At 39.5% G+C, this 24,944-nt stretch carries 17 protein-coding genes; 9 read left to right on the forward strand and 8 right to left on the reverse strand.

Going from position 1 to position 24,944, the window contains the following annotated elements:
- Positions 1-121 precede the first annotated feature (121 nt).
- From porQ to rpsA, 4 genes are all read left to right on the forward strand, one after another.
- The gene (porQ, locus tag Q0M21_RS03385) at positions 122-1,153 is read left to right on the forward strand and encodes a type IX secretion system protein PorQ (RefSeq protein WP_295334745.1); all 1,032 of its coding nucleotides are present in this window, start codon (positions 122-124) and stop codon (positions 1,151-1,153) included.
- Positions 1,154-1,189: 36 nt separating this feature from the next.
- Positions 1,190-1,882 carry a (d)CMP kinase gene (cmk, locus tag Q0M21_RS03390; RefSeq protein WP_295334747.1) on the forward strand — a complete coding sequence of 231 codons (693 nt, stop codon included), beginning with the start codon at positions 1,190-1,192 and terminating at the stop codon, positions 1,880-1,882.
- 179 nt (positions 1,883-2,061) lie between these two features.
- Positions 2,062-3,318 carry a nucleoside permease gene (locus Q0M21_RS03395; protein WP_295334813.1) on the forward strand — a complete coding sequence of 419 codons (1,257 nt, stop codon included), beginning with the start codon at positions 2,062-2,064 and terminating at the stop codon, positions 3,316-3,318.
- A 352-nt stretch (positions 3,319-3,670) separates the two neighbouring features.
- Entirely contained in the window at positions 3,671-5,443 is a 1,773-nt protein-coding gene (gene rpsA, locus Q0M21_RS03400) for a 30S ribosomal protein S1 (protein ID WP_295334749.1), read from the forward strand.
- A 53-nt stretch (positions 5,444-5,496) separates the two neighbouring features.
- Here rpsA and Q0M21_RS03405 read toward each other — a convergent pair whose 3' ends face one another.
- Both Q0M21_RS03405 and pheT read right to left on the reverse strand, forming a co-directional pair.
- A complete protein-coding gene (locus Q0M21_RS03405) occupies positions 5,497-6,213 on the reverse strand; it encodes a hypothetical protein (RefSeq protein WP_295334751.1) in 717 nt (238 codons plus the stop codon).
- Positions 6,214-6,469: 256 nt separating this feature from the next.
- The gene (gene pheT / locus Q0M21_RS03410) at positions 6,470-8,890 is read right to left on the reverse strand and encodes a phenylalanine--tRNA ligase subunit beta (protein WP_295334753.1); all 2,421 of its coding nucleotides are present in this window, start codon (positions 8,888-8,890) and stop codon (positions 6,470-6,472) included.
- Positions 8,891-9,143: 253 nt separating this feature from the next.
- Here pheT and Q0M21_RS03415 point away from each other — a divergent pair, with 253 nt between their 5' ends.
- Positions 9,144-10,649 carry an aldehyde dehydrogenase family protein gene (locus Q0M21_RS03415; RefSeq protein ID WP_295334755.1) on the forward strand — a complete coding sequence of 502 codons (1,506 nt, stop codon included), beginning with the start codon at positions 9,144-9,146 and terminating at the stop codon, positions 10,647-10,649.
- An 81-nt stretch (positions 10,650-10,730) separates the two neighbouring features.
- Entirely contained in the window at positions 10,731-11,108 is a 378-nt protein-coding gene (locus tag Q0M21_RS03420) for a DUF779 domain-containing protein (protein WP_295334757.1), read from the forward strand.
- Here Q0M21_RS03420 and Q0M21_RS03425 read toward each other — a convergent pair.
- From Q0M21_RS03425 to recG, 6 genes are all read right to left on the reverse strand, one after another.
- Positions 11,105-12,031 carry an AraC family transcriptional regulator N-terminal domain-containing protein gene (locus Q0M21_RS03425; protein WP_295334759.1) on the reverse strand — a complete coding sequence of 309 codons (927 nt, stop codon included), beginning with the start codon at positions 12,029-12,031 and terminating at the stop codon, positions 11,105-11,107. The two genes, Q0M21_RS03420 and Q0M21_RS03425, sit on opposite strands and share 4 nt — an antisense overlap.
- An 83-nt stretch (positions 12,032-12,114) precedes the next feature.
- Complete coding sequence (locus tag Q0M21_RS03430) at positions 12,115-12,978, reverse strand: bestrophin family protein (RefSeq protein ID WP_295334761.1); 864 nt, start codon at positions 12,976-12,978, stop codon at positions 12,115-12,117.
- A 30-nt stretch (positions 12,979-13,008) separates the two neighbouring features.
- On the reverse strand, positions 13,009-14,316 hold the full coding sequence (locus tag Q0M21_RS03435) for a TolC family protein (protein ID WP_295334763.1): 1,308 nt from the start codon (positions 14,314-14,316) through the stop codon (positions 13,009-13,011).
- 2 nt (positions 14,317-14,318) lie between these two features.
- Positions 14,319-17,405, reverse strand: a complete 3,087-nt coding sequence (locus Q0M21_RS03440; RefSeq protein ID WP_295334764.1) for an efflux RND transporter permease subunit — start codon at positions 17,403-17,405, stop codon at positions 14,319-14,321.
- A gap of 54 nt (positions 17,406-17,459) precedes the next feature.
- Positions 17,460-18,518: an efflux RND transporter periplasmic adaptor subunit gene (locus Q0M21_RS03445; RefSeq protein WP_295334765.1), complete on the reverse strand. Its 1,059-nt coding sequence runs from the start codon at positions 18,516-18,518 to the stop codon at positions 17,460-17,462.
- A gap of 110 nt (positions 18,519-18,628) precedes the next feature.
- Entirely contained in the window at positions 18,629-20,737 is a 2,109-nt protein-coding gene (gene recG, locus Q0M21_RS03450) for an ATP-dependent DNA helicase RecG (protein WP_295334815.1), read from the reverse strand.
- 130 nt (positions 20,738-20,867) lie between these two features.
- Between recG and Q0M21_RS03455 the strand changes: the two genes are divergently transcribed.
- Genes Q0M21_RS03455 through Q0M21_RS03465 form a run of 3 tightly spaced genes read left to right on the forward strand, consistent with a single transcriptional unit; the run spans position 20,868 to position 24,922 of the window.
- A complete protein-coding gene (locus Q0M21_RS03455) occupies positions 20,868-21,920 on the forward strand; it encodes an acyltransferase (RefSeq protein WP_295334766.1) in 1,053 nt (350 codons plus the stop codon).
- A gap of 21 nt (positions 21,921-21,941) precedes the next feature.
- Complete coding sequence (locus tag Q0M21_RS03460) at positions 21,942-24,020, forward strand: M1 family metallopeptidase (protein WP_295334767.1); 2,079 nt, start codon at positions 21,942-21,944, stop codon at positions 24,018-24,020.
- Positions 24,017-24,922, forward strand: coding sequence for a patatin-like phospholipase family protein (locus Q0M21_RS03465; RefSeq protein WP_295334768.1), 906 nt, complete (start codon positions 24,017-24,019; stop codon positions 24,920-24,922). The genes Q0M21_RS03460 and Q0M21_RS03465 overlap by 4 nt, the downstream gene beginning before the upstream one ends.
- Positions 24,923-24,944 lie beyond the last annotated feature (22 nt).

Genomic DNA, 24,944 nt, shown 5'->3' on the forward strand with positions numbered 1-24,944 from the left:
TTTAGATTATTATAAGGCATGAGTTTTACCAACGCTCATGCCTTTTTTATTAACTTTTTTCCTCCGAGATAAAATAATATCTTCGCATCTCCGTTATAGTAATTGCCTTAAGTTAATTTGAATGTTTAGAAACACAATTTGTATTGCTTTTTGCCTCGTCGGTTTGGTCGGTTTCGGACAAGTTGGCGGTCAATCGGTATACCAATTTCTAAACTTGGTTACTTCGCCACGTCAAGCCGCTATTGGTGGTAAAGTGATTACATTTTACGACCAAGATGTTAACCAAGCGCATTTTAATCCGGCTTGTATTAATGCGGAAATGGACAACAAATTGTCGCTTAATTACGGAAGTTATTTTGGCGAAGTGACTTACGGAACGGCTTCTTATGCCTATACTTACGACCGTCATGTGCAAACTTTTTTCGGCGGTGTGAACTATGTGAATTATGGTAAGTTTGACGGCTACGACGAGAATGGCCAACAAACGTCCAGCTTTACCGGTAGCGAAATCGCGCTAAGTTTTGGTTATGCCTATAATATACCATTTACTGATTTTTATATTGGTGCCAATGCCAAGCTGATTTCTTCGTCTTTGGAAAGCTACAATTCGTTTGGAGCAGCTGTCGATATTGGTGCTTTATTTATTGATACCCGTAACGATGTCAATTGGGCTATAGCCATCAGAAATATCGGAACCCAAATTACACCTTATGCCGAAACACGAGAAAAGTTGCCTTTGGAAGTGTTAATCGGAGTTTCTCAGTTGATGGAAAATGTCCCGATTCGTTGGCATTTGACCTTAGAAAACATGCAACAATGGCAAATTGCTTTTGCCAATCCGAATAGAGCAGAAGGGAATTTGGACGGCGGTTCAACACCTGAAAAAGTATCGTTCTTTAACAACGCATTACGCCATGTGATTGTGGGTGCCGAATTGTTTCCAGACAAAGGGTTCAACATTCGCTTAGGGTATAATTTCCGTAGAGCTGAAGAATTGCGTATTTTAGAGCAGCGAAATTTTTCCGGTTTGTCGGTAGGTTTTGGCTTAAAAATCAATAACTTGAAATTTAATTATTCGTATTCGAGATATACATTGGCGGCCAATACCAGCTTATTTGGATTGACGATAGATTTTTCGGGGAACCGATATTAAAAATTGAGGTTCACGAACAGCAAAAAAAATAAAACAGTGAGTAAAAAAATTACCATAGCCATCGACGGATTTTCCTCCACCGGAAAAAGCACTTTAGCCAAACAATTGGCCAAACACTTAGGATATGTTTATGTTGATTCAGGAGCAATGTACCGTGCGGTGACTTATTTTGCTATGCAGAACGGTTGCATTGGTCCCGATTTTTTCGACAAACAAACCTTAATCAACAGTTTGCCGTTTATCAAATTACATTTTGAGTTCAATCCCGATTTGGGTTTTGCAGAAATGTATTTGAATGGCGTGAATGTCGAAAAGGAAATCCGTACCATAGAAGTTTCCGGATATGTCAGCAAGATTGCTGAGGTATCGGAAGTCAGAGCCAAATTGGTCGAACAACAACAACAAATGGGCAAAGACAAAGGCATTGTAATGGACGGCCGCGACATTGGAACAGTGGTATTTCCCGATGCCGAACTTAAAGTATTCATGACGGCCAGTCCTGAAACCAGAGCCCGTCGCCGCTACGACGAATTACAAGCTAAGGGACAAGACGTATCTTTTGAAGCTGTACTGAAAAACGTGGAAGAACGCGACCACATTGATACCCACCGCGAAGATTCTCCTTTGGTAATGGCTGATGGTGCTATCGAGATTGACAATTCCGCACTTACCCGAGAGGAACAATTTGAAGCGGTTCTCGAATTAGTGGCGAAAGAGATAAAATCCTGATTGATCGTAATATTGTCATTTCGACCATAGGGAGAAATCTCATTAAACGACTCAAATCAACAGGATGTGATTTCTCGTACCTCGAAATGACACATCATTTCACAGCATTTTTTTGGTTTTCTCAATTTAAATAGTAGATTTACGGGTTATTTTTTTACAACCAAAACCAACTATTTATGATGAGTATAAAAAACAGATTAATCGCCATGAACTTCTTTCAGTTCTTTGTTTGGGGTGCTTGGCTTATTACCATTGCCAACTTTTGGTTTGGCACTAAACAATGGGATGGAACCCAATTCGGATTGGTATTCGGAACGATGGGAATTGCCTCTTTGTTTATGCCGACTCTAACCGGGATCATAGCCGATCGTTGGGTGAATGCGGAACGACTTTACGGGATTTTACATATACTTTACGCTTTAGTTTTATTTTATTTGCCGCAAGTTACTACACCGGAAAACTTTATTTACGTGATGTTGGTAGCGATGTGTTGCTATATGCCAACCATTGCACTTTCTAATTCCATTTCATACACGGCTTTGAAAAATAGTGCCGACAGCGATGTGGTGAAAGATTTTCCGCCTATTCGCGTTTGGGGAACCATTGGTTTTATTGCGGCCATGTGGCTGACGAATTTGACCGGAAACAAAGCAACAGCTTATCAGTTTTACATAGCTGGAATCGCCGCTGTATTGTTGGGATTGTACGCTTTTACTTTACCACAATGTAAGCCACAGCACACTAAAAGCGAGAAAGCTTCGTTTGTGGAATCTTTAGGATTGGAAGCCTTTAAATTGTTCGGAACTTATAAAATGGCATTGTTTTTCATCTTCTCGATGTTTTTGGGTGGTGCTTTGCAGTTGACCAACGCCTATGGCGATGTGTTTTTAGATGAGTTTAAAAACGTACCGGAATATGCCGATTCGTTTGTGGTGAAATATTCTACTATTATAATGTCGATTTCTCAGGTATCTGAAACCCTGTTCATTTTGGCAATTCCGTTTTTCTTGAAACGATTCGGCATCAAGCAAGTGATGTTGATTTCGATGTTGGCTTGGGTGTTACGTTTTGGCTTGTTTGCTTACGGAAATCCAACCGATGGTTTGTGGATGATTATCATGTCGTGTATTGTTTACGGTATGGCGTTTGATTTCTTCAATATTTCCGGGTCGTTATTCGTGGAAACGTCTACCAATGCCAAGATTCGTTCTTCGGCCCAAGGGTTGTTTATGATGATGACCAATGGCTTTGGAGCTGTTTTGGGAAGTTTTACTTCGGGTTGGGCAATAGACAAATTCTTTACCCATGATGGTGCCAGAGATTGGCACAACATCTGGTTGGCTTTTGCGGCTTACTCATTAGTGATTGCCTTATTGTTTGCAGTGCTATTCAAACACAAACACGATCCGAATGCGGTGGCGAATGTGAGTCATTAAAATCATTATACCTTCTTAACCCTGTCAGCGTTTCAAACGCTGACAGGGTTTTTTGTAGCCAAGAATGCGATGCGAATTCCGTCTAGCCCTGGCAGGAGCGAGCTACCATGTAGCGCGGATGGCAGGAAAACGGAAACCAAGAAAGCCCGAGCCATTTGCTCCTGAAAATCAAACGAGCATCAGTTGTTTTTTCCGAGGTAATTGTTTTGTAATTAAGAAATTATGCTTAATTTTGCACACCTTTTGGCGGAGTAGAGTTTCCATTAGGGATTACCAATTAAAAACTAACACTGCTGTGTTTGTGTTCGCATCAAGAAACTCTGGCAACATAGCATACAAATTTTTTATCAGCATGGCTGTATTAAACAAAGAACAAGAAGCGTTTTTAAATGAATTTAACTGGCACAACTATGCCGAAGGTATTGACGCGGTAGATGAGAAAAACTTGCAAGAGTTTGAAGATTTAGTAACTAAAACTTTCATCTCAACTGACCAAGAAGAAGTAGTAGAAGGTGTAGTAGTAAGAATTACTGAAAGAGACGCTATTGTTGACATTAACGCGAAATCTGAAGGAGTTATTTCTTTGAATGAGTTCCGTTACAATCCTAACTTAAAAGTAGGAGACAAAGTTGAGGTATTAATTGACGTTCGTGAGGACAAAACAGGTCAATTGGTATTGTCACACAGAAAAGCAAGAACTATCAAATCATGGGATCGTGTGATCGCTGCTAACGAAAGCGGTGAAATCGTTCAAGGTTTTGTTAAATGCAGAACTAAAGGTGGAATGATCGTTGACGTATTCGGAATCGAGGCGTTCTTACCGGGTTCACAAATTGATGTGAAACCAATCCGTGATTACGATGTATACGTGAACAAAATGATGGAATTCAAAGTGGTAAAAATCAACCACGAATTCAAAAACGTTGTAGTATCACACAAAGCGTTGATCGAAGCGGATATTGAAGTTCAGAAAAAAGAAATCATCGGTCAATTAGAAAAAGGTCAAGTATTAGAAGGTGTTGTTAAAAACATCACTTCTTACGGTGTGTTCATCGATTTAGGAGGTGTTGACGGATTAATCCACATCACTGACTTGTCTTGGTCAAGAATTAATCACCCAAGTGAAGTATTGGAATTAGACCAAAAATTGAACGTGGTTATCTTAGATTTTGATGATGAGAAAACAAGAATCCAATTAGGTTTAAAACAATTAAACGCTCACCCTTGGGATGCTTTAGATGCTAACTTACAAGTGGGTGACAAAGTGAAAGGTAAAGTAGTAGTTATTGCTGACTACGGTGCTTTCATTGAAGTAGCTGAAGGTGTTGAAGGTTTGATCCACGTTTCTGAAATGTCTTGGTCAACTCACTTAAGAAGTGCTCAAGATTTCGTAAAAGTAGGCGATGTTGTTGAAGCAGTTATCTTAACTTTAGACAGAGACGATCGCAAAATGTCATTGGGTATCAAACAATTGACTCAAGATCCATGGACAGACATTACTTCTAAATATCCTGTAGGTTCTAAACACACTGGTATCGTTAGAAACTTTACTAACTTCGGTATTTTCGTTGAGTTAGAAGAAGGAATCGACGGTTTAGTGTACATCTCTGACTTGTCTTGGACTAAGAAAATCAAACACCCATCTGAATTTGTTAACGTAGGAGACAAATTAGACGTAGTAGTATTAGAGTTGGATGTTGAAGGCCGTAAGTTATCTTTAGGTCACAAACAAACTACTGAAAACCCTTGGGACAAACATGAAGATGCTTTCGCTGTAGGAACTATCCACACCGGAACTATCGCTGAGATTGTTGATAAAGGTGCTACTGTAGATTTCGGAGATGATGTAGTTGCATTTATTCCAACTCGTCACTTAGAAAAAGAAGACGGTAAAAAATTGAAAAAAGGTGAAGAAGCACAATTCAAAGTAATTGAGTTCAACAAAGAATTCAAAAGAGTAGTAGCTTCTCATACCGCAATCTTCAGAGAAGAAGAGGAGAAAAACGTAAAAGCTTCTAACGAAACTGTAGCTTCTACTAACAATGCTCCGGCTCAAACTTTAGGAGATAACAATGATATCTTAGCCGGCTTAAAAGCTGAAATGGAAAAGAAAGAGAAAAAATAATTTTCCCTTTTGATTACATAGAAAAGCCCCGAGAAATCGGGGCTTTTTTTATTTTAGTTATTGTAATATTTCCGCTTCCAGATTTCTTCATTAAAGTTTTTACCCATCATAAAAAAGTAATAGGCAAATACTGCGAAAATCGATTTAAAAGCAAAAAGGAATACAATAAAGGAAGCCATCGGTACCGATTTACTCAAATTATTCTCCGGAACCAACATGGCCAGTAAAGCACTGAAAAGAATAGCCGTTACGGTAAAATAGCCTAAATTTTTAAAAGGCAAAACCATTAGTTTGCGCCACGGATTAATTTCGGTTCCCCATTGGTGAATCAAGTAATAATAGTCGTTTCCGATGGGTACAAAAAGCAACGGATCATCGTAGTTGAGCAAATGGAAAGCCTTACTCGGTGCTATGATTTTAAAGCCGTCTAATGAAGTCTGGTGCTGTTTTTCGAGACATCTGATTTTGGTGATGGCTTCTTCCGGTATCTTGTTTTTAAAAATACTGCTGTCTAAGAATCTCAAGCGATAATCCACGCAAATTTTTCGGATTTGGTCGATGTGGAAAATTTTATCGGTTTCCAACAAATGAAATTGCAAAGCATTAGAAATTGTTGAACTTTTACGCTGCAACTTGTCAGTAACCATTTCCCGTTCCCGCTCGTTTTCCGTTAGAATGGATTGTACTTGCGCTAAAATGGCAGCTTCCGATTGGCGTTTTTTTCTTTCGGAAAGTAATTCTTCTTGAAGGTTTACTTTGTGGAGCAACATAATGTAAACGTTTTAAACAGTTGATAACTTGAAAATTACACAATCGAAATTTACAAAATATTTTTTTTAAACTTTTACAGTAAGCTTCGAAATTGCTTTTCTACAGTTGTTAAAGTTTTGAAAAATTCAAATCCAATAAAATTATACAATCGCAAAAAAAACGCCCAAATTAATTCGGGCGTTATCTTGGTTTTATACAAGTATTGTCGTGATGTGATTTCTCTCTTCGGTCGAAATGACAATGTTTTTGAACGGATTATCTCAAACTCGCTCCTAATTCGTTTTCCATATTCTTCAACAACTTGCTCATGATTTTATCAATTTGCTCGTCGGTTAAGGTTTTTGTATTGTCTTGCAGTGTAAAACTTACGGCATACGATTTTTTCCCTTCCGGTAGGTTTTTGCCTTGGTACACATCAAACAAATTCACGTCTTTTAACAACGATTTTTCGGTTTGACGGGCGATGTTGTAAATCGCATCAAAAGCAATGGTTTCATCTACCAATAGTGCTAAATCTCTGCGTACTTCAGGATATTTTGGGATGTCGGTGAATTTGATTTTGCTACCAATCAGTTTTAAAATCAGATTCCAATTGAAATCGGCATAAAATACTTCCTGTTTGATGTCGAAGTGTTTTAAAATAGATTTTTTTACGGTTCCGAATTCTACTAAAGTATCATTCCCGGATGCGATAGCAATTCCTTCGGCAAATACATCCGAAGCAGCCGGTTTATTTTGGATTTTATGAATACCCAATCGTTCTAAAACCGATCTCACATAGCCTTTGAATAAAAAGAAATCGGAAGGTTTTTGCGGATTGGTCCAGCTTTCCGCATTTCTATTTCCGGAAACAAACAAAGTCAGGTGTTTTGGTTCATCGTAACCCGAAGGCAATTTGTGGTACGTTTTTCCAAATTCGAATAATTTCAAATCTCCGTTTCTACGGTTGATGTTGTACGATACAGCTTCTAATCCTGAGAACAATAATGACTGACGCATAGCCGATAAGTCGTTACTCAACGGATTCAACATCATTACATTGTATTCCTCTTTCAACATATCCGACAAACCAACGTAATCCGGCGTAGTCAATGAGTTGGCCATCATTTCGTGAAAACCCAAACCGTTCAACTGTGCAGCAACGATGTTTTGTACTTTATAATCTTCGGTACGGGCCGAATTTGACACCGTTGCATTTAATTTCTTAGTGAAGTTGATGTTGTTGTAGCCGTAAACACGTAAAATTTCTTCAATCACATCAATTTCTCTTTGCACGTCAACACGGTAAGACGGAATGATTAAACCCAAACCGGCATCGGAAACCGTCGTTACTTTGATGTCTAACGAAGCTAAGATTTTTTTGATGGTTTCCTTAGGCAATTCCTGACCAATCAATTTATTGGCTTTTTCAAAATGAAGGAATACCGGGAAATCTTCAATTTTCTTCGGATACAGGTCTATGATGTCCGAGGTCACTTCACCGCCGGCTACTTCTTTAATTAGCAGCGCTGCACGTTTCAAGGCAAATTCAGTAATATTGGGATCAATGCCTCTTTCAAAACGGAAAGATGAGTCGGTATTCAAACTGTGTCTTTTAGCCGATTTTCGGATGGAAACCGGATTGAAGTAAGCACTTTCCAGGAAAATAGCATTGGTGGTTTCAGTAACACCCGAAGATTTTCCACCGAAAACACCTGCCAAACACAACGGACCTTTTTCGTCACATATCATCAAATCTTCCTCGTGTAAAGTTCTTTCCACATCGTCTAAAGTGGTAAACTTGGTTCCGGCCGCCACCGTTTTCACAATGATTTTACCGCTGATTTTAGCAGCATCAAACGCATGTAACGGTTGTCCTAAGTCGTGTAAAATGTAATTAGTAACGTCGACGATATTGTTTTTCGGAGTCAGACCTATAGCTTTCAAACGGTTTTTCAACCACTCCGGTGATTCTTTTACAGTTACACCTGAAATAGTTACACCGCAATATCTTGGCGCCAACTTACTGTCTTTAACGTCAACGTCAATTTTTAAGGTTCTTTTGTCGATGCGAAACGTACTTACGGATGGTGTAATTAATTCGATATTGCTGTTTTTTTGCAACAAACTGGCGCGCAAATCACGAGCAACACCCATGTGTGACATAGCATCGGCACGGTTAGGTGTTAAACCGATTTCAAATACTTCATCATTTTCTATACTGAACACTTGAGCGCATGGCGTTCCAGGTTTTAACTTGTCCTCTAAAATCATAATCCCGTCGTGGCTGGTACCAAGACCTAATTCGTCTTCGGCGCAAATCATGCCGTGACTCTCTTGTCCGCGGATTTTTCCTTTTTTAATCTCAAACTCATTGCCGTCTTTGTCAAACAATTTGGTTCCGATAGTAGCTACAGGTACTTTTTGTCCGGCTGCCACATTAGCGGCACCGCATACAATTTGCACCGGAGCGCCATCGCCTAGATCAACAGTAGTAATTTTTAACCTGTCGGCATCAGGGTGTTTTTCACAAGTCAATACATGACCAACAACCACACCTTCCAATCCGCCACGAACCGATTGGTATTTTTCCACTACTTCTACTTCCAAACCTAAATCAGTTAGTATAGCCGCAGTATCTTCTGATTTTAAATCTATTTTAATGAATTGTTTTAACCAATTGTATGAGATTCTCATGTATCGTATTTTAAGGCTGCAAATATAGGAATTACAGTTTTCAGATTAAAATATATTTTCAGTCTAAAGCGTGCTGAGATGCTTGGGTAAGTGTTGCTGTATTGATTGTTATTTAGGTATATTTTTAGAAAAATTGTAATTATCGTTTGTTAAAATTTTCATATCTGTAAAATTGTGCTATAAATTGCCCGAATTGTGCTATTTGGAATTTTGGAATGACAGTACTTTTGAATGAATCAAAAAAAATATAATTATGAGTAATTTAATTCAAAGACCCACATTCAAAGATAAGTACGACAATTTTATAGGCGGTAAATTTGTGGCACCGGCTTCTGGTCAGTACTTCGACGTAGTGTCGCCGGTAGACGGAAAAGTGTTTACCAAAGCCGCCCATTCTAACAAAGAAGATTTAAACTTAGCGGTAGATACAGCGCACGAAGCCTTTAAAACTTGGAGTAAAGTGTCGGTTACAGACCGAAGCAATATGTTGATTAAAATCGCACAAGTAATGGAAGACAACCTCGAGTATTTGGCGGCGGTTGAAACCATTGATAATGGAAAAGCGGTTCGCGAAACTTTGGCAGCCGATTTGCCTTTGGCGATTGATCACTTCCGCTATTTTGCCGGTGTAATTCGTGCCGAAGAAGGTTCGGTGAGCGAGTTAGATGATACAACTGTTTCCTTAATAGTTCACGAACCTATAGGCGTTATTGCCCAAATCATTCCGTGGAATTTCCCGTTGCTTATGGCCGTTTGGAAATTGGCACCGGCTTTGGCTGCCGGAAATTGTGTCGTATTGAAACCGGCTGAAAATACACCTATTTCGATTATGGTTTTGATGGAGTTAATAGGTTCTGTGATTCCGGCCGGAGTAGTTAATGTGGTTAATGGTTTCGGCTCCGAATTGGGTAGGGCTTTAGTAACCAACCCTAAAGTAGCCAAAGCTGCGTTCACCGGTTCAACGGCTACTGGTAGAATGGTGATGCAATACGCTACCGAAAATATAGTTCCGGTAACTTTAGAATTGGGTGGAAAATCGCCTAACATTTTCTTCCCGTCTGTCATGGAAGCTGATGATGAGTTCTTAGATAAAGCTGTAGAAGGCGCCGTATTGTATTGCTTAAACCAAGGAGAAGTTTGTACTTGTCCGTCACGTTTATTGGTACACGAATCCATTTACGACCAATTCATGGAACGTGTATTAGCCAGAGTAGCTGCCGTAAAAACCGGAAATCCGTTAGACCCAACAGTAATGATGGGTGCGCAAGCTTCTAAAGTACAAAGAGATAAAATTATGTCCTACATCAATTTAGGAAAAGAGGAAGGCGCTGAGTTGTTAATTGGTGGAGACGAGAATAAATTAGGCGGTGATTTAGACAATGGTTATTACATCAAACCAACCGTTTTTAAAGGCACCAACAAAATGCGTATTTTCCAAGAAGAGATTTTCGGACCGGTATTGGCAGTGACCACTTTTAAAACCACCGAAGAAGCTATTGATATTGCCAACGATACTTTGTACGGTTTGGGCGCCGGAGTTTGGACACGCGACGCACACGAATTGTACCAAGTACCAAGAGCGATTCACGCGGGAAGAGTATGGGTAAACAGCTATCACGCTTATCCGGCGGGAGCTCCGTTTGGTGGTTATAAACAATCAGGTATTGGTAGAGAAAACCACAAAATGATGTTGGCGCATTACCGTCAAACCAAGAATATGTTGATTTCTTATAACAAAAATAAATTAGGGTTCTTTTAGTAGTTACAATGTACTGGTTAGTACCGCAAATCGACTTTTTGGAGTCGGTTTGCGGTTTGTTTATACTAAAAATTCAAAAAGATGAAACGATTAGCAATAACCGAAAACGCATTAGCCTTAGTACAAATGCTTCAAGAAAAGTTCGGCGATTTGATGTTTTACCAAGCCGGTGGTTGTTGCGAAGGCACACAGCCACAATGTTTTGAAAAAGGTGGTTTTTACATCCGAACAGGAGATGTTTGTATAGGCGAAATAGCCGAATGCGAGTTTTGGCTCGACAAAGATTTATTCGAATACTGGAAAAATGCGCATTTTACTTTAGATGTGATGGATGGCATAGGCGCCGGTGGCTTTTCATTGGAAACACCTTACGGCAAAACATTTATCATCAATTATCGATTATTTACCGAGGAAGAACTGGCCCAACTCGAACCGGTCAAGTACAACACTTACGATTAGTGTGACGTAAAATTCATCAATTGGTATTGTTTCGGGGTAACGCCTTCGTATTTTTTAAATAGTCTGATAAAGTAATTGCAATCTTCAAAACCGCTGGCATACGAAACTTCATTAACGTGAACGTTCGGATTGCTCAGGAGTTTTTTGGCGTGTTTTATTTTTTCGTTTAAGATGTATTCAATCGGACTCATGCCCAATTCTCTTTTGAAATAGCGATAAAAAGAGGTCGTGCTCATACAAGCTTTATCACTTAAATCTTTTAAACTAATGCTTTCGCGAATGTTCTTTTTGATGAAATCTATTGAAGGGGAAATCGGACTGCTGCTGTCGATGAACTTTTCATCTTCAAATCGCTTTACTGTTTGGGTTTGAATGATGCGGATGATTAATTCTTGTAAAGTCAAATCGGCTATCGCATCTTTGGTAATAGAATCGCCCATACATTCCTTAATCAGCTTATTGATGGTACCTGCTAATTCTACATTATTGTAAAAGAAGTAGTTTTCGTGGTCTAATTTCCACAAATTGGTTTTGCCTTCCTTGGGATATTTTTCGTTCAAAAAATCCAAAGTATCGGTGATGATTTTGTTGTCGATAGCCAAAGCAATACACTGGGTTGGGTTTTCTTTGGAAGCTTCTGGAAAATCAATCTTCATTTCCACGTTCGACGGCACAATCACGGTTTCTCCGGGCAAATACTCAAACTTCGGTTCTTCAAAAAGATGCATGATTTTTTTACCGCGCAACATACTCGTCACTACCAAATCGTTAAACTTAAGCGGCACCAAATCCGATTTTTGATAGGTTTCAAATATATTGAGTTCGCAATGGTCTAACGAAAAAATAGTTCGGTTTTCCACCAGAGTCTTGAGCGACTTTTCATGGGTGAGTGCCGGTTTGTTGAGTAAAATTTTAGACGCCATAAAAAAACAATCGAACTACTAAGATAAGACTTAAAGTGATTGCATTTTTATACCAAGACTATTTTCTTGCTAAATAAGTATACTTAGAGGATTTCTTCTACGTGTCGCTTGATGTTTTCCGCCAATTTGGCTGTAGGTAAATCGTTTTCATCATTCCCGAACGGATCTTCAATTTCTTCGGCAATCAATTCCAAAGAAGCCAAAACATAGAAAATAAATACGACTACTGGAACTACGTAATAGCCTAAATTGAATACATAGCCAAAAGGCAAAGTCATTACATAAAAAAATATAAACTTCTTGATAAAAGCACTGTAGGAATAAGGAATCGGTGTGTTTTTAATGCGTTCGCAAGCACCGCAAACTTCGGTAAACGATTGCAATTCGGCATTCAGAATAATCAACTGTTCACCCGAAATTTTTCCGCTTTGGTGCAAGTCGTTTATCTTTTGAAACAACACTTGCGCCACCTGATTGGGTTTGTGTTTTTGCAAGTTGATTTGTAACTCGACATCTTCAAATAAAATTTGCCCGACTTCTTCATTACTCAAATGCTTGGATAGGATAGAAGCGTAAGTCGGAATAAGAAAACGCAAGTATTTTTTATCGTGTTCGTCTTTTAAAATAGCAGAGAGTTTGATGGCTAAATTCCGACTGTTATTTACCAACGAACCCCAGAGTTTTCGGCCTTCCCACCAGCGGTCGTAAGCCGTATTGGTTCGGTAAGCCAAAAGCAAGGAAATCACAAAACCCAACATCCCGTGCATAATGGAAATGTTTTTCACATGGCTGGTATCCGACAGTTTCCAATATTCGACTTCCAAATAGCAAATGGCGGCCGAATACAATCCGATAAAAATCATCATCGGAAACAATTGTCGGAAAGTGTCGGCTTTGTGAAATCGGAAAATAAAGGTAATCCAGTCTTTAGGGTTGTATTTTACCATTGGTTTAGTTGATTTGAGCTCAAAAATACATTAAAAACTCAAACTTCCCGCCAATTCTTTTAGGGTGATTTCGTGAATTTTAGTCAGATACAAAGCATTGCTGTAACGCACCTTAGCCTCTAAAAAATTCTGCTGTGCGGTTCTGAATTCAATGGGTGTAATGGTTCCGATTTTGAACTTAGCCATCGTGATGTCTAAATTTTGCTCAGCAATTTTAAGGTTTTGCGCTTCTACTTTGGTCAATTTCAAATTGGTGGTGTAACTGGCAAAAGCGGCATTTAATTGGCTTTCCAGACTTCTTTTTTGTTGTTCCAAAGTGACGTTTGCGTTCTCCAGTTGTACTTTAGCGATGCGCTCATTTCGGTTTTGCAGGTTACCGTTAAAGATAGGCATCGATGCGTTAAAACCATAAGCAAATCCGCGATTGGACGATTGCGTGATGAAACCTAACGAAGCTTCGGAACGTGTAAAATTATAGCCGGATGTAATGCGAATCGTCGGATATCGTCCGGCTTTCACTTGCTTCAGCTGCTGTTCTGCGCTGTTTTTGGTGAGCATTTGGGCTTGCAATTGCGGATTCTGACTGTCGGCAGCCGATTTCAATTCGTCGTATTTTAGTTGCTCATCTACCGAAATTTCGTTGGCCACTACAAACTCAGTTTGCACATCGCGTGCTAAAATTTCGTTCAAACGTATCTTAGCATTTTTCAGGGTTTCCAGTTGTTTGAGTTGCAAACTTTTATCGGTATTCAAATCGACTTGCGCATTCAAAACTTCCAATTTAGACGCTTTCCCGATACTGAATCGATTTTGTGCCGTGGTTACTCTTTCTTGTGAAATGACAATCGCCGTATCAATCGCAGCCAATTGTTGTTGCTGTTGCACTAAATCAAAATAGTTCAAATACACTTCACTGATTTTGGTTAGTATGGCCAATTTCAATTCGGCTTCACCTTGTTTTTGTAAAATATTGAGTTGCTCTTTTCTGGCAAACATGCGTAATCCATCGAAAACTGTCCAATCCAAACCTATGCCGTAAGTCAGGTTCATATTTCGCGCGCCGTCTAAAGTTCTTTCCGAACCATCGGCTTGGGTTTGTTTGGTGTTGGTAATACTGTTGTTGTCGGTTACCAAGGCGTTGATGGTTGGCAACATACCGGCATTTCCGGCGCTGTTGTTGAGCTCATCAATTTTGAGCTCGTTTTTGGCCAACTTAATGTCGTAGTTATTTTCTAAGGCTATTTTAACTGCATCTTCTAAGAGCAACAATTCTTGTGCTTGCATTTTTGGCAAAAAAGCCAAGACCAAAGTGATGATATATATCGATTTGATTTTCATAATTATTTCTCTAAAGCTTCTAAATTATCAAACTCCGGACGGTGTTTTTTGGCTCTCGACCACATTAAATAAAAGGCCGGAATAACGAACAAAGTCAGAATTAAAGAAAAAATGGTTCCGCCTACAATCACAACACCCATTCCGATTCGGCTTGTAGAAGCGGCACCAAGCGATAAAGCAATCGGTAACGCACCTAATGCAATGGCCAAACTCGTCATTAAAATTGGTCGCAAACGTGCTTCCGAGGCTTGGATGATGGCCTCGTATTTCGGCAAACCTTGTTCTCGGAGTTGGTTGGCAAATTCTACGATTAGAATTCCGTTTTTCGTAACCAATCCAATCAACATCACGGTTCCGATTTGGCTAAAGATGTTCCAAGTCTGCCCAAACAACCACAAGGAAAATAACGCACCGGCGACTGCCAACGGCACCGTTAAAATGATAATGAATGGATCAACAAAACTTTCAAACTGAGCTGCTAAAATTAAATAAATTAGTAATAATGCCAAGCCGAAGGCAAAAGAGGTATTCGAACTACTTTCCACAAAATCGCGCGATTCTCCGCCCAAATCGGTGGTGAAACTATCGTCTAACACTTTGGCCTTAATGGCATCCATGGCTTCAATGCCGTCTCCCATACTTTTGCCCGGAGCCAAACCTGCAGAAACAGTGGCCGACATGTATCGGTTGTTGTGGAATAACTGCGGCGGATTGCTTTGTTCTTCTACAGTAACGACATTGTCGAGTTGGATCAGTTCTCCTTTATTGTTTTTAACAAACATCGAAGTCAAATCCAAAGGTTCATCGCGATCTTTTTCGTCAAATTGACCAATCACTTGGTATTGTTTCCCGTTTTGCATGTAATAGCCGAAACGTTGTCCACTCAACGACAATTGCAAGGTTTGGGCCACATCTAAAACGGATATGCCCAAGCTCTCCGCTTTTTCACGATCGATGGTTACATTGATTTCCGGTTTGTTGAATTTCAGGTTCACATCCACTACAGAGAATACATCACTTTTATTGGCTTCTTCCATGAACTGCGGAATTTTTTCCCGCAATTTCTCGAAGTTTGGTGCCTGAATAATGTATTGTATCGGCAATCCGCCACGACGGTTCACGGCTATAGTAGGTTGTTCAGAAACGGTTACTTTAGCTTCCGTATATTTCTTCGTCCATTTCGAAAAATCGTCAGCGATTTCTTTTTGAGAACGTTCACGGTCTTCCGGATTTTCGAGTGCCAGACGAATTCTACCGGTATTAACCGATGATGATAAAAACCCGGGTGAAGTAATTACCAGAGCAATTTTTTTCTCCGGTATACTATCATTCATCAATTTCGACATGTCTTCCATAAATCGGTCGGTGTAGTCGAAAGTCGCGCCTTCCGGAGTAGTAACACCCACAATCACCAAACTTCGGTCGTCGTACGGAGCAGTTTCTTTCGGCAAAATGCTAAAGAATAATCCTATCAATCCGAAACAAATGATTACGATGGGAAAACTCAACCACTTTCTCTGCATAAAGCGTTCCAAAGCCGCAGCATAGCCTTTATTTAAACTCTGAAAATACGGTTCAGTAAAGGTGTAGAATTTGGTTTTCTTTTGTTCACCGCCCTTCATCAAATAAGCGTTCAACATGGGTGTTAAGGTAAGCGATACAAAGGCCGAAACCAACACTGCCGCACCAATGACGACGCCGAATTCTCGGAACAATCTACCCACGAATCCTTCCAAAAAGATAATCGGTAAAAAAACTGCAGCCAAGGTGATGGAGATTGAGATTACGGCGAAGAAAATTTCGTTGGAACCTTTGATGGCAGCTTCTATAGGCGACATACCTTCTTCGACCTTTTTGAAGATGTTTTCGGTCACTACAATTCCGTCATCTACTACCAAACCGGTGGCTAAAACAATGGCTAGAAGCGTCAATACGTTTACTGAAAAGCCACACAAATACATGATGAAGAACGTCGCAATCAACGATACAGGAATGTCAATTAGCGGACGGAAAGCAATCGACCAGTCGCGGAAAAATAAAAAGATAATCAAAATCACCAAAATCACAGAAATCAGTAATGTCTCAGCAACTTCAACTATAGATTTTTTAATGAAAACCGTATTGTCCAAAGCCACATTAAGCTTGATGTCTTTCGGCAAGTCTTTTTGGAAACCTTCGTACTGTTTATAAAACTCTTCAGCTATGGCCAAATAATTGGTTCCCGGTTGCGGTACAATGGCCAAAGCCACCATCGATTGGTCGTTGGCTTTGAATTGGGTTTCTAGGTTTTCCGGACCTAATTCGGCGCGACCAACATCACTCAAACGAACAATTTTGTCGTTGTTGGCTAAAATGATAATGTTGTTGAATTCGGTTTCGTTGGATAAATTCCCCAACGTTTTTACCGTAAGTTCTGTATTCGCACCTGTTAATTTCCCCGAAGGTAATTCAACGTTTTGTTTCTCCAAAGCCATTCTGACATCAGAAACTGTAACACCGTAGGCATTCAGTTTAACAGGATCGAGCCAAAGACGCATGGCGTAACGCTTTTGTCCCCAAATTTGCACACCGCTCACGCCTGGTATGGTTTGTAAACGTTCGGCTATAACATTTTCGGCATAATCGCTCAGTTCCAGTACGCTTTTGGTGTCGCTTTGCACTGTCATCGAAATAATCGCATCCGAATCGGCATCCGCTTTGGAAACTACCGGCGGCGCATCGATATCTTGCGGTAAACTTCGGATGGCTTGTGATACTTTGTCGCGCACATCATTCGCCGCTTCTTCCAGATTTTTTTCGAGTTTGAATTCGATGGTAATATTACTCGAACCTTGGTTGCTGGAAGACGTAATATTTCGAATACCGTCGATAGAGTTGATGGCTTTTTCGAGCGGTTCGGTAATTTGTGATTCGATGATATCAGCGTTAGCTCCTGTGTAATTGGTTCGCACGGAAATTTGTGCCGGGTCAATCGAAGGAAATTCTCTTACGCCCAAATAGCTGTAACCGATGATACCGAAAAGGATAATCAGCAAATTGATTACAATGGTAAAAACCGGTCTTTTAATACTTATAGTGGATAAACTCATTTGATTTCAGATTTTAGATTTCAGATTTCAGATTTTGGAATTGAAATGCTAAAATTATTTGACCTTTATTTTAATGTCAGCTTCGTCTTTTAACGACATTACGCCGGATGTCAAAACCGTATCTCCGATTTTCAGACCGGAAGTAATGACTACAGCTTTATCGGTTCGGGTTAAGGTTTCGACTTTTACTTCTTTGGCTTTACCATTGTTAGCGATGAATACTTTTTTACCGTCTTGAATCGGCACAATTGCTTCCGTAGGAATGATGATAGCATCTTTGATATTTTTGAGCGGTAATTCGATGTTGGCAAAAGTGCCGGGCAATAATTTACCGTTCGAATTATCGGTTAACGCTCTGATTTGTAAAGTACGTGTTGTGGCTTCAATGGCAGGCTCTAAAGCATAAATTTTGGCAGTAAAGGTTTCTTTTACATTCGGAACCGTAAACGTAATGGTGTTGTTTTTACTGATTTCTGTAGCGTATTTTTCCGGTATGGAGAAAGTAATTTTCAGCGGATTGGTGCTGACTAACTTCGCGATGAGCGTAGTAGGCGTAACGTAAGTTCCGGGAGAAATACTGCGAAGACCAATTTTTCCTGAAAACGGAGCGCGTACGGTCGTTTTCCCAATTTGCGCTTGAATCAATTGTGTTTGGGCTTTGGCCGTGCGATAATCAGCGCTGGCGATGTCGTATTCTTCTTGACTAATGGCTTCTTTTTGCAACAATAATTTGGCTCTTCTCTCATTTTCGGAAGCCAGACTTTCTTTGGTTTTGGCTTGAGCGAGTTGTGCACGAAGTTCGATATCATTCACTTTGAATAATACTTGTCCTTTATTAACAGCACTACCTTCCGTGAAAGCGATGGTTTCCACTATACCGGATACTTCACTTCGGATGTCAATTTGCTCGTTGGCTTCAATAGAACCGGAAAGGGAAATGGTATTCGAGAAATCCTGCCCTTTAACCACATAGAAAGTAACCGGAGTGGCAGGTTTTTTGCCGCTTTTATCGTTTCCTTTATCGCTTTCCGCTTTATTTTTGGTGATTCTGTATGCAATCATTCCGCCCAGGGCAATGACTATAATGGCGATGACTAAGTTTTTTATTTTCATGTAAAAGAAAGGTAATTGTTGAAGTTAGTTGTGCCGGCAAAGTTACTTTTTACACACGGAAACCACGGTAGCCTTAGAATTTATTTAACAGTTGTAGGTACAACTATTAGTTAGCTGATGTAATTCCAGATGTTTTTCTTTTTGGTTAATTCGATGAAAACTGTTCGTATTGTTTGGTGTTCCGGTAAGGACATTGAAGGATCTTTTTTGAGTAGTTTCATGGCTTCATGACGCGCCAGTAATAAGATTTCTTTATCTTTAACTAAATCGGCGATTTGTAAATTCAGCACACCGCTTTGTTGTTTGCCCATGATGTCTCCCGGTCCTCGCAATTTTAAATCGACTTCCGCTATCTCAAAGCCGTCATTGGTTTTGCACATAGTTTCTAAACGAATTTTACTGTCGTTAGACAATTTGAAAGATGTCATTAAGATACAGTAACTCTGTTCTGCTCCGCGACCAACGCGACCTCTAAGCTGATGCAATTGCGATAAACCGAAACGTTCGGCACTTTCTATAATCATCACGCTGGCATTGGGCACATTTACACCAACTTCAATTACCGTAGTAGCAATCATAATGTTGGTTTTGCCTTCGGCGAAGCGTTTCATTTCTGCATCTTTATCGGCAGGTTTCATTTTGCCGTGTACCATCGAAATGCTGTAGTGCGGTAACGGAAAATCGCGTGATATACTTTCGTAGCCGTCCATCAAATCTTTATAATCCATTGTTTCACTTTCTTGAATTAAAGGATAGACTATATATATTTGGCGGCCTTTAGCGATTTCATCTTTAATGAATTTCCAAACTTTCAAACGATTGCTGTCGTAGCGATGTACAGTTTGAATGGGTTTTCGACCCGGCGGTAATTCGTCGATAACCGAAATGTCCAAATCGCCATACAAACTCATGGCCAAGGTACGCGGAATAGGCGTGGCGGTCATGACCAAGATGTGCGGCGGAATTTCATTTTTCTGCCACAATTTTGAGCGTTGTTCTACACCAAAACGATGTTGCTCATCGATGATAGCCAAACCTAAATTTTGGAACTTTACTTTGTCTTCCAAAAGTGCGTGCGTTCCGATTATGATATGCAAACTGCCGTTTTCCAGTTCTTCGTGTATGATTTTGCGCTCAGCAGTTTTAGTCGAACCGGTGAGTAATTTGATGTTGATGTTGAGGTCTTTAGCCAATTCGGTTAATCCGTTGAAGTGTTGGGTTGCTAAAATTTCCGTCGGTGCCATCAAACAGCTTTGAAAGCCGTTGTCCAAGGCAATCAGCATCGCCATTAAAGCCACTATGGTTTTACCGGAGCCAACATCGCCTTGTAATAAGCGATTCATTTGGGCATTGGTTCCCATGTCGTTTCTGATTTCTTTCAGCACTTTTTTTTGTGCATTGGTCAACTCAAACGGCAAATGATTTTTATAGAAATCATTAAAATGTTCGCCTACCACAGTAAACGGATGGCCTTTGATTTTGTGTTTGCGAACCAGGTTTTTGGTAATGAGTTGCAGTTGGATGAAGAACAGTTCTTCAAATTTTAAACGGAATTGGGCTTTGGCCAACAGCTCAGGACTTTTCGGAAAATGAATATTGAATAGCGCGGTGCTTTTCGGAATCATCTTTAATTCTTCTAAAAGACTCGGCGGTAAGGTTTCTACAAACAATCCTTGGGTTTCCAAAAAAACCTGTTGCATCATTTTGTTGATTACCCTGTTGGAAACGCCTCTGTTAGTTAGGGTTTCCGTAGAAGGATAAACGGGTTGCATGGACGAGCGCAGGCTTTGTTGGTGTTCCTGATACAATTCCATTTCCGGATGTGCCATGCTGTATTGCCCGTTAAAATTAGTCACTTTACCGAAAATGACATAAGGCGTATTAAGTTTGAGTGAATCTCTAATCCACTTATGGCCTTGGAACCAGTTTAGTTCCAGAACACCGGTTCCGTCTGTAAAACTGGCAACCAATCGTTTTTTGCCTTTGCCGAATTCGACTGTTTTAAGGTGAACAACTTTACCTATGATTTGCACTTCGGCCGGATTGTTATTCAACTCATTAATTTGGTAATAACGCGTTCTGTCGATGTAGCGATTCGGATAAAAATTCAGCAAATCTTCATAGCGATGAATGCCTAACTCTTTGCGCAACAATTCGCCTCGTTGCGGTCCGACGCCTTTTAGGTATTCTATGGGAGTTTGAAGAAGATTCACCGAAATTTTTTCTGATTAGTAAAAGCCATAGCGAAGATAGTTTAAAAATACATTATCTGAAATTTCATTTTCGATTCATTATGAATTTGGGGAATATTTTTCGTTATTTACAACAGTAAAACAGAATTTCTTTTAAATGACAAAACACATCTCCGGGCTCAACGGTTTAAGGGCTATTGCGGTACTTATGGTCATTGTTTCGCATCGTTTCCCTATTGATCATTTTTTGAGAGTCATGCCTATCGGACATTTTGGGGTAGATATTTTCTTTGTGTTAAGCGGTTTTTTGATTTCCAGAATATTGCTGAATGGTGTAATGAAAATTGAAAACAAAACCACAACAGCTTTTCAACTGATTAAGAGTTTTATAATACGTCGAAGCTTACGCATTTTTCCAATCTACTATTTGCTGTTGTTGGTTTTATATCTAACTGGCGGCATAATCGGTAACAGTTTTCGGGAAAACTTTCTTTGGTATTTTTTCTATGCGTCTAACTATTTGGTATATAACGAAGGCAAGTGGTTCGGCTGTTTGGCTCATTTGTGGTCATTGGCTGTAGAAGAACAGTTTTATTTAGTTTGGCCTTTTTTTGTTTTGGTATTTTTCAGAAATCGAATTCTAATTTTGTTACTGTTGACGATAGTTGTAGGCACAGTTACGCCATTTTTTATAGACGGAATTACCTATGTCTTAACGATTTCGTGTATCAATGCTTTTGGTATTGGCGCATTGTTGGCTTATGTTGAGCTGATGCGGCCACAGTGGCAATCTGTCTTTGTTAAAACAGTTAATGTCTTGGCCATAGTTTCGTTGGTTTTACTGTGGATGCATTACTTTGTTGCAACATTGCCTTTTTTTTCAGATCGTTTATTGGTTTCCATTGTGGCAGTTGCTTTAATCGCCTATTGTCGTTACCATCAAGAGAGTTTTTTAGTGACCCGAATTTTAGAAAACAAAATGTTAAGTTTTATTGGATTAATCAGTTATGGAGTATATTTATACCACAATGTTGTCCCAAGATATTGGACGGTAATACTGAAACGATTGCAAATTGAAACGCCAGCTACTGTTGGTGCCTTTTCTTATGTAGAGTTTTTTATCCAAACAGCATTTGTTATTTTGGTGAGTTATTTATCCTGGATAGTCATTGAAAAGCCCATTGCCAAATGGAAAGATAAAATCAGTTAAGAAGAACATAAACAGCTTACTATGAAATATTTATTACTGCTTTTTTCTTTTTTTTCGTGGTCACAACAAATCTCAAAAGTTGACTTTAAAAAAGCTTCCGCGAATATTACGGTTTGGGGATTAGAGCGCAAGGTGACAGGAAATGTTAGCTATGAGTTTGATGTAAAAGAATCTATCGATACGATTAAAATTGATGGACAAATAATGACTTTTACAGAAGTTAAAATAAATAACCAACCGGTTCAATTTGTTAATTCCGGGAAGTCATTAAATCTTTTTGAAGGTTTTAAGAAAGGTAAAAACAAAGTCTCATTTACCTATGTAGCTTATCCAAAACAAACGATGTATTTTATTGGTGTTTTAGGAAGACAAGTTTGGACTCAAGGGCAAGGAAAATATACCAGTCATTGGTTTCCGAGCTTTGATGATGTGAATGAAAAAGTGATTTTTAATCTTACGATAGAATCTTTCGAGAAAAGTACCAAAGCATTAAATAACGTGATTATTTCCAATGGCTTTCTGAAAGACCGACTCCATTTCAATGGACGTGAGATTTGGAAATACCAAATGCAAAAACCGATGAGTTCTTATTTGTTGGCGCTAGTTATCGGAGATTTTAGGAATAAAGTTATCGCCTCCAAATCGGGAATCCCTTTGCAGTTTTTCATTCAGCCGAAAGATACCGCTAAGTTTGAAGCTACCTATCGTCATTCCAAGAAAATTTTTGATTTTCTGGAGCAAGAAATCGGATTCAAATACCCATGGCAAGTATACAAGCAAATTCCGGTGGAAGACTTTTTGTATGCTGGGATGGAAAACACCTCCTGTACCATTTTTGCCCAAGATTTTGTGGTGGACGATATAGGTTTCAACGATCGAAATTATGTTAACGTCAATGCTCATGAGTTGGCCCATCAATGGTTTGGGGATGTGGTCACCGCTAAATCAGGAAAGCATCATTGGTTACAGGAAGGATTTGCTACCTATTATGCGTTGTTGGCCGAGCGTGAGGTTTTTGGAGACAATTATTTTTACCACCAGCTGTACCGAACGTCTTTGCAATTGCGCAATGCTGCCAAGACCGATACTATTCCGGTCATGAACGAAAAAGCCAGTTCGTTGTCGTTTTACCAAAAAGGCGCTTGGGCGTTGCACACCATTCGAGAAGCTATCGGGCCGAAATTATTTCAGAAAGCGGTGAAATCGTATTTGAAGAAGTACCGATTTAAGAATGTTGAAACCGATGATTTTCTGGCAGAAATCAAAAAAGCAGCGCCGACTTTCGACACTCAAAAGTTCAAGAAAAACTGGCTGGAAGACTATCATTTTCAAACTGAAGAAGCCAACGAATTATTACGAAAAAGTCCGTTCATGCAACAACTTTTCGAAACCCAACAATTCCGAAAAAAATCGTTGGCAGAAAACAAATCAAAGTTCATTCAAATAATGTCCTCAGATGTTTTTTATCCGATTAAAACCGAAATTTTATACCAACTTAAAGACATTCCTTTTGCAGAGAAATCAGAGTTGTTGACTTTGGCTTTACAAACCAACGACATCAAAGTGCGTCAGGCCGTGGCGGAGTTTGTTGGAGAAATGCCGCTTTCATTTCAATCGGCGTATGAAACTTTATTAGACGATGCGTCTTATGATACACGAGAAATTGCCTTTATGACACTTTGGAAAACATTTCCTGAAAATCAGGCCAAATACCTGGAAAAAGCAAAACATTGGATAGGTGGGAACGACAAAAGTTTACGCATTATGTACCTGACTTTTGCCTTGCTTTCAGCCGACAATCAAAACAATGAGTCTTTGTATGCAGAGTTAGTTGATTATACAGCGCCGACTTTCGAAAGTTCGGTCCGCCAAAATGCGATTACTAATGCCTTATCAATCAATCCGAAAGACTCAGTAGTGTTGAAAAATCTGGTCAATGCAACGGTACATCACAAATGGCAGTTCAGCAAGTTTGGTCGGGATAAAATTCGACAGTTGCTCAAAAAAGAAGGTTATGCCGACTTGTTTCAATCGATTCTCCCTTCTTTACTGGAGAACGAAGCGGTTCAATTGCAAAAATTGTTAAGTGAAAAATCATGAGAGCGTTAGTGATTTCGGGAGGAGGAAGCAAAGGCGCATTTGCCGGCGGCGTAGCGCAATACCTGATGCAGGAGAATGGTTGTGAATACGATATTCTTATCGGAAGTTCTACCGGAAGTTTGCTGATTCCGCATTTGGCACTGGGTGAAGTCAATAAGATTTATAACATTTATTCTAATGTGAATATGCGGAGTATTTTTGATGTTAGTCCGTTTGTGGTTAAAAACAAAAATACGCCCAACGAAACCGTTTCCATTAATCACTGGAATGTCATCAAACAATTTGTTAAAGGCAAAAGAACCTTTGGAGAAAGCCATAAATTGCTCGAATACATCAAAGAGAATTTTACTTTAGCCGAATTTTCGCTACTTAAATCAACAGCTTGTGAAGTGGTGGTAACGGTGACGAATTTATCTAAGAATGAAGTCGAGTACAAATCCATAAAAGACTTTGAGTACGATGAGTTTTGCGAGTGGATATGGATTTCATGTAATTATATTCCGTTCATGTCTTTGGTGACTAAAAACGGTTTTGAATACGGAGATGGCGGATTTTCTAGTTTGGTGCCGATTCGAGAGGCGATTAAGCGCGGGGCTACAGAAGTTGATGTAATCATATTAGAAACCGAAGTACAAACCAGTCCGAGAAAAATTGGACGCAATCCGTTTTCTTTGATGATTGATTTATTTCAAACCTTACTGACGCAAGTCGAAAAACACGATATTACCATTGGTAAATTGTCAGCCAAAAACAAAGATGCCAAACTCAACTTGTACTACACGCCAACGCAATTAACTGATAACGCGCTGATTTTTAACAAAGACAAAATGAAAGATTGGTGGCACAAAGGCTATAACTACGCTAAAAACAAGAGCGAATTGATGAGTGATAATTTGCCGTAAACTTCTTAATTCTTACATAAAG

The organism is Flavobacterium sp., from assembly GCF_024710485.1.
Lineage (GTDB): Bacteria > Bacteroidota > Bacteroidia > Flavobacteriales > Flavobacteriaceae > Flavobacterium.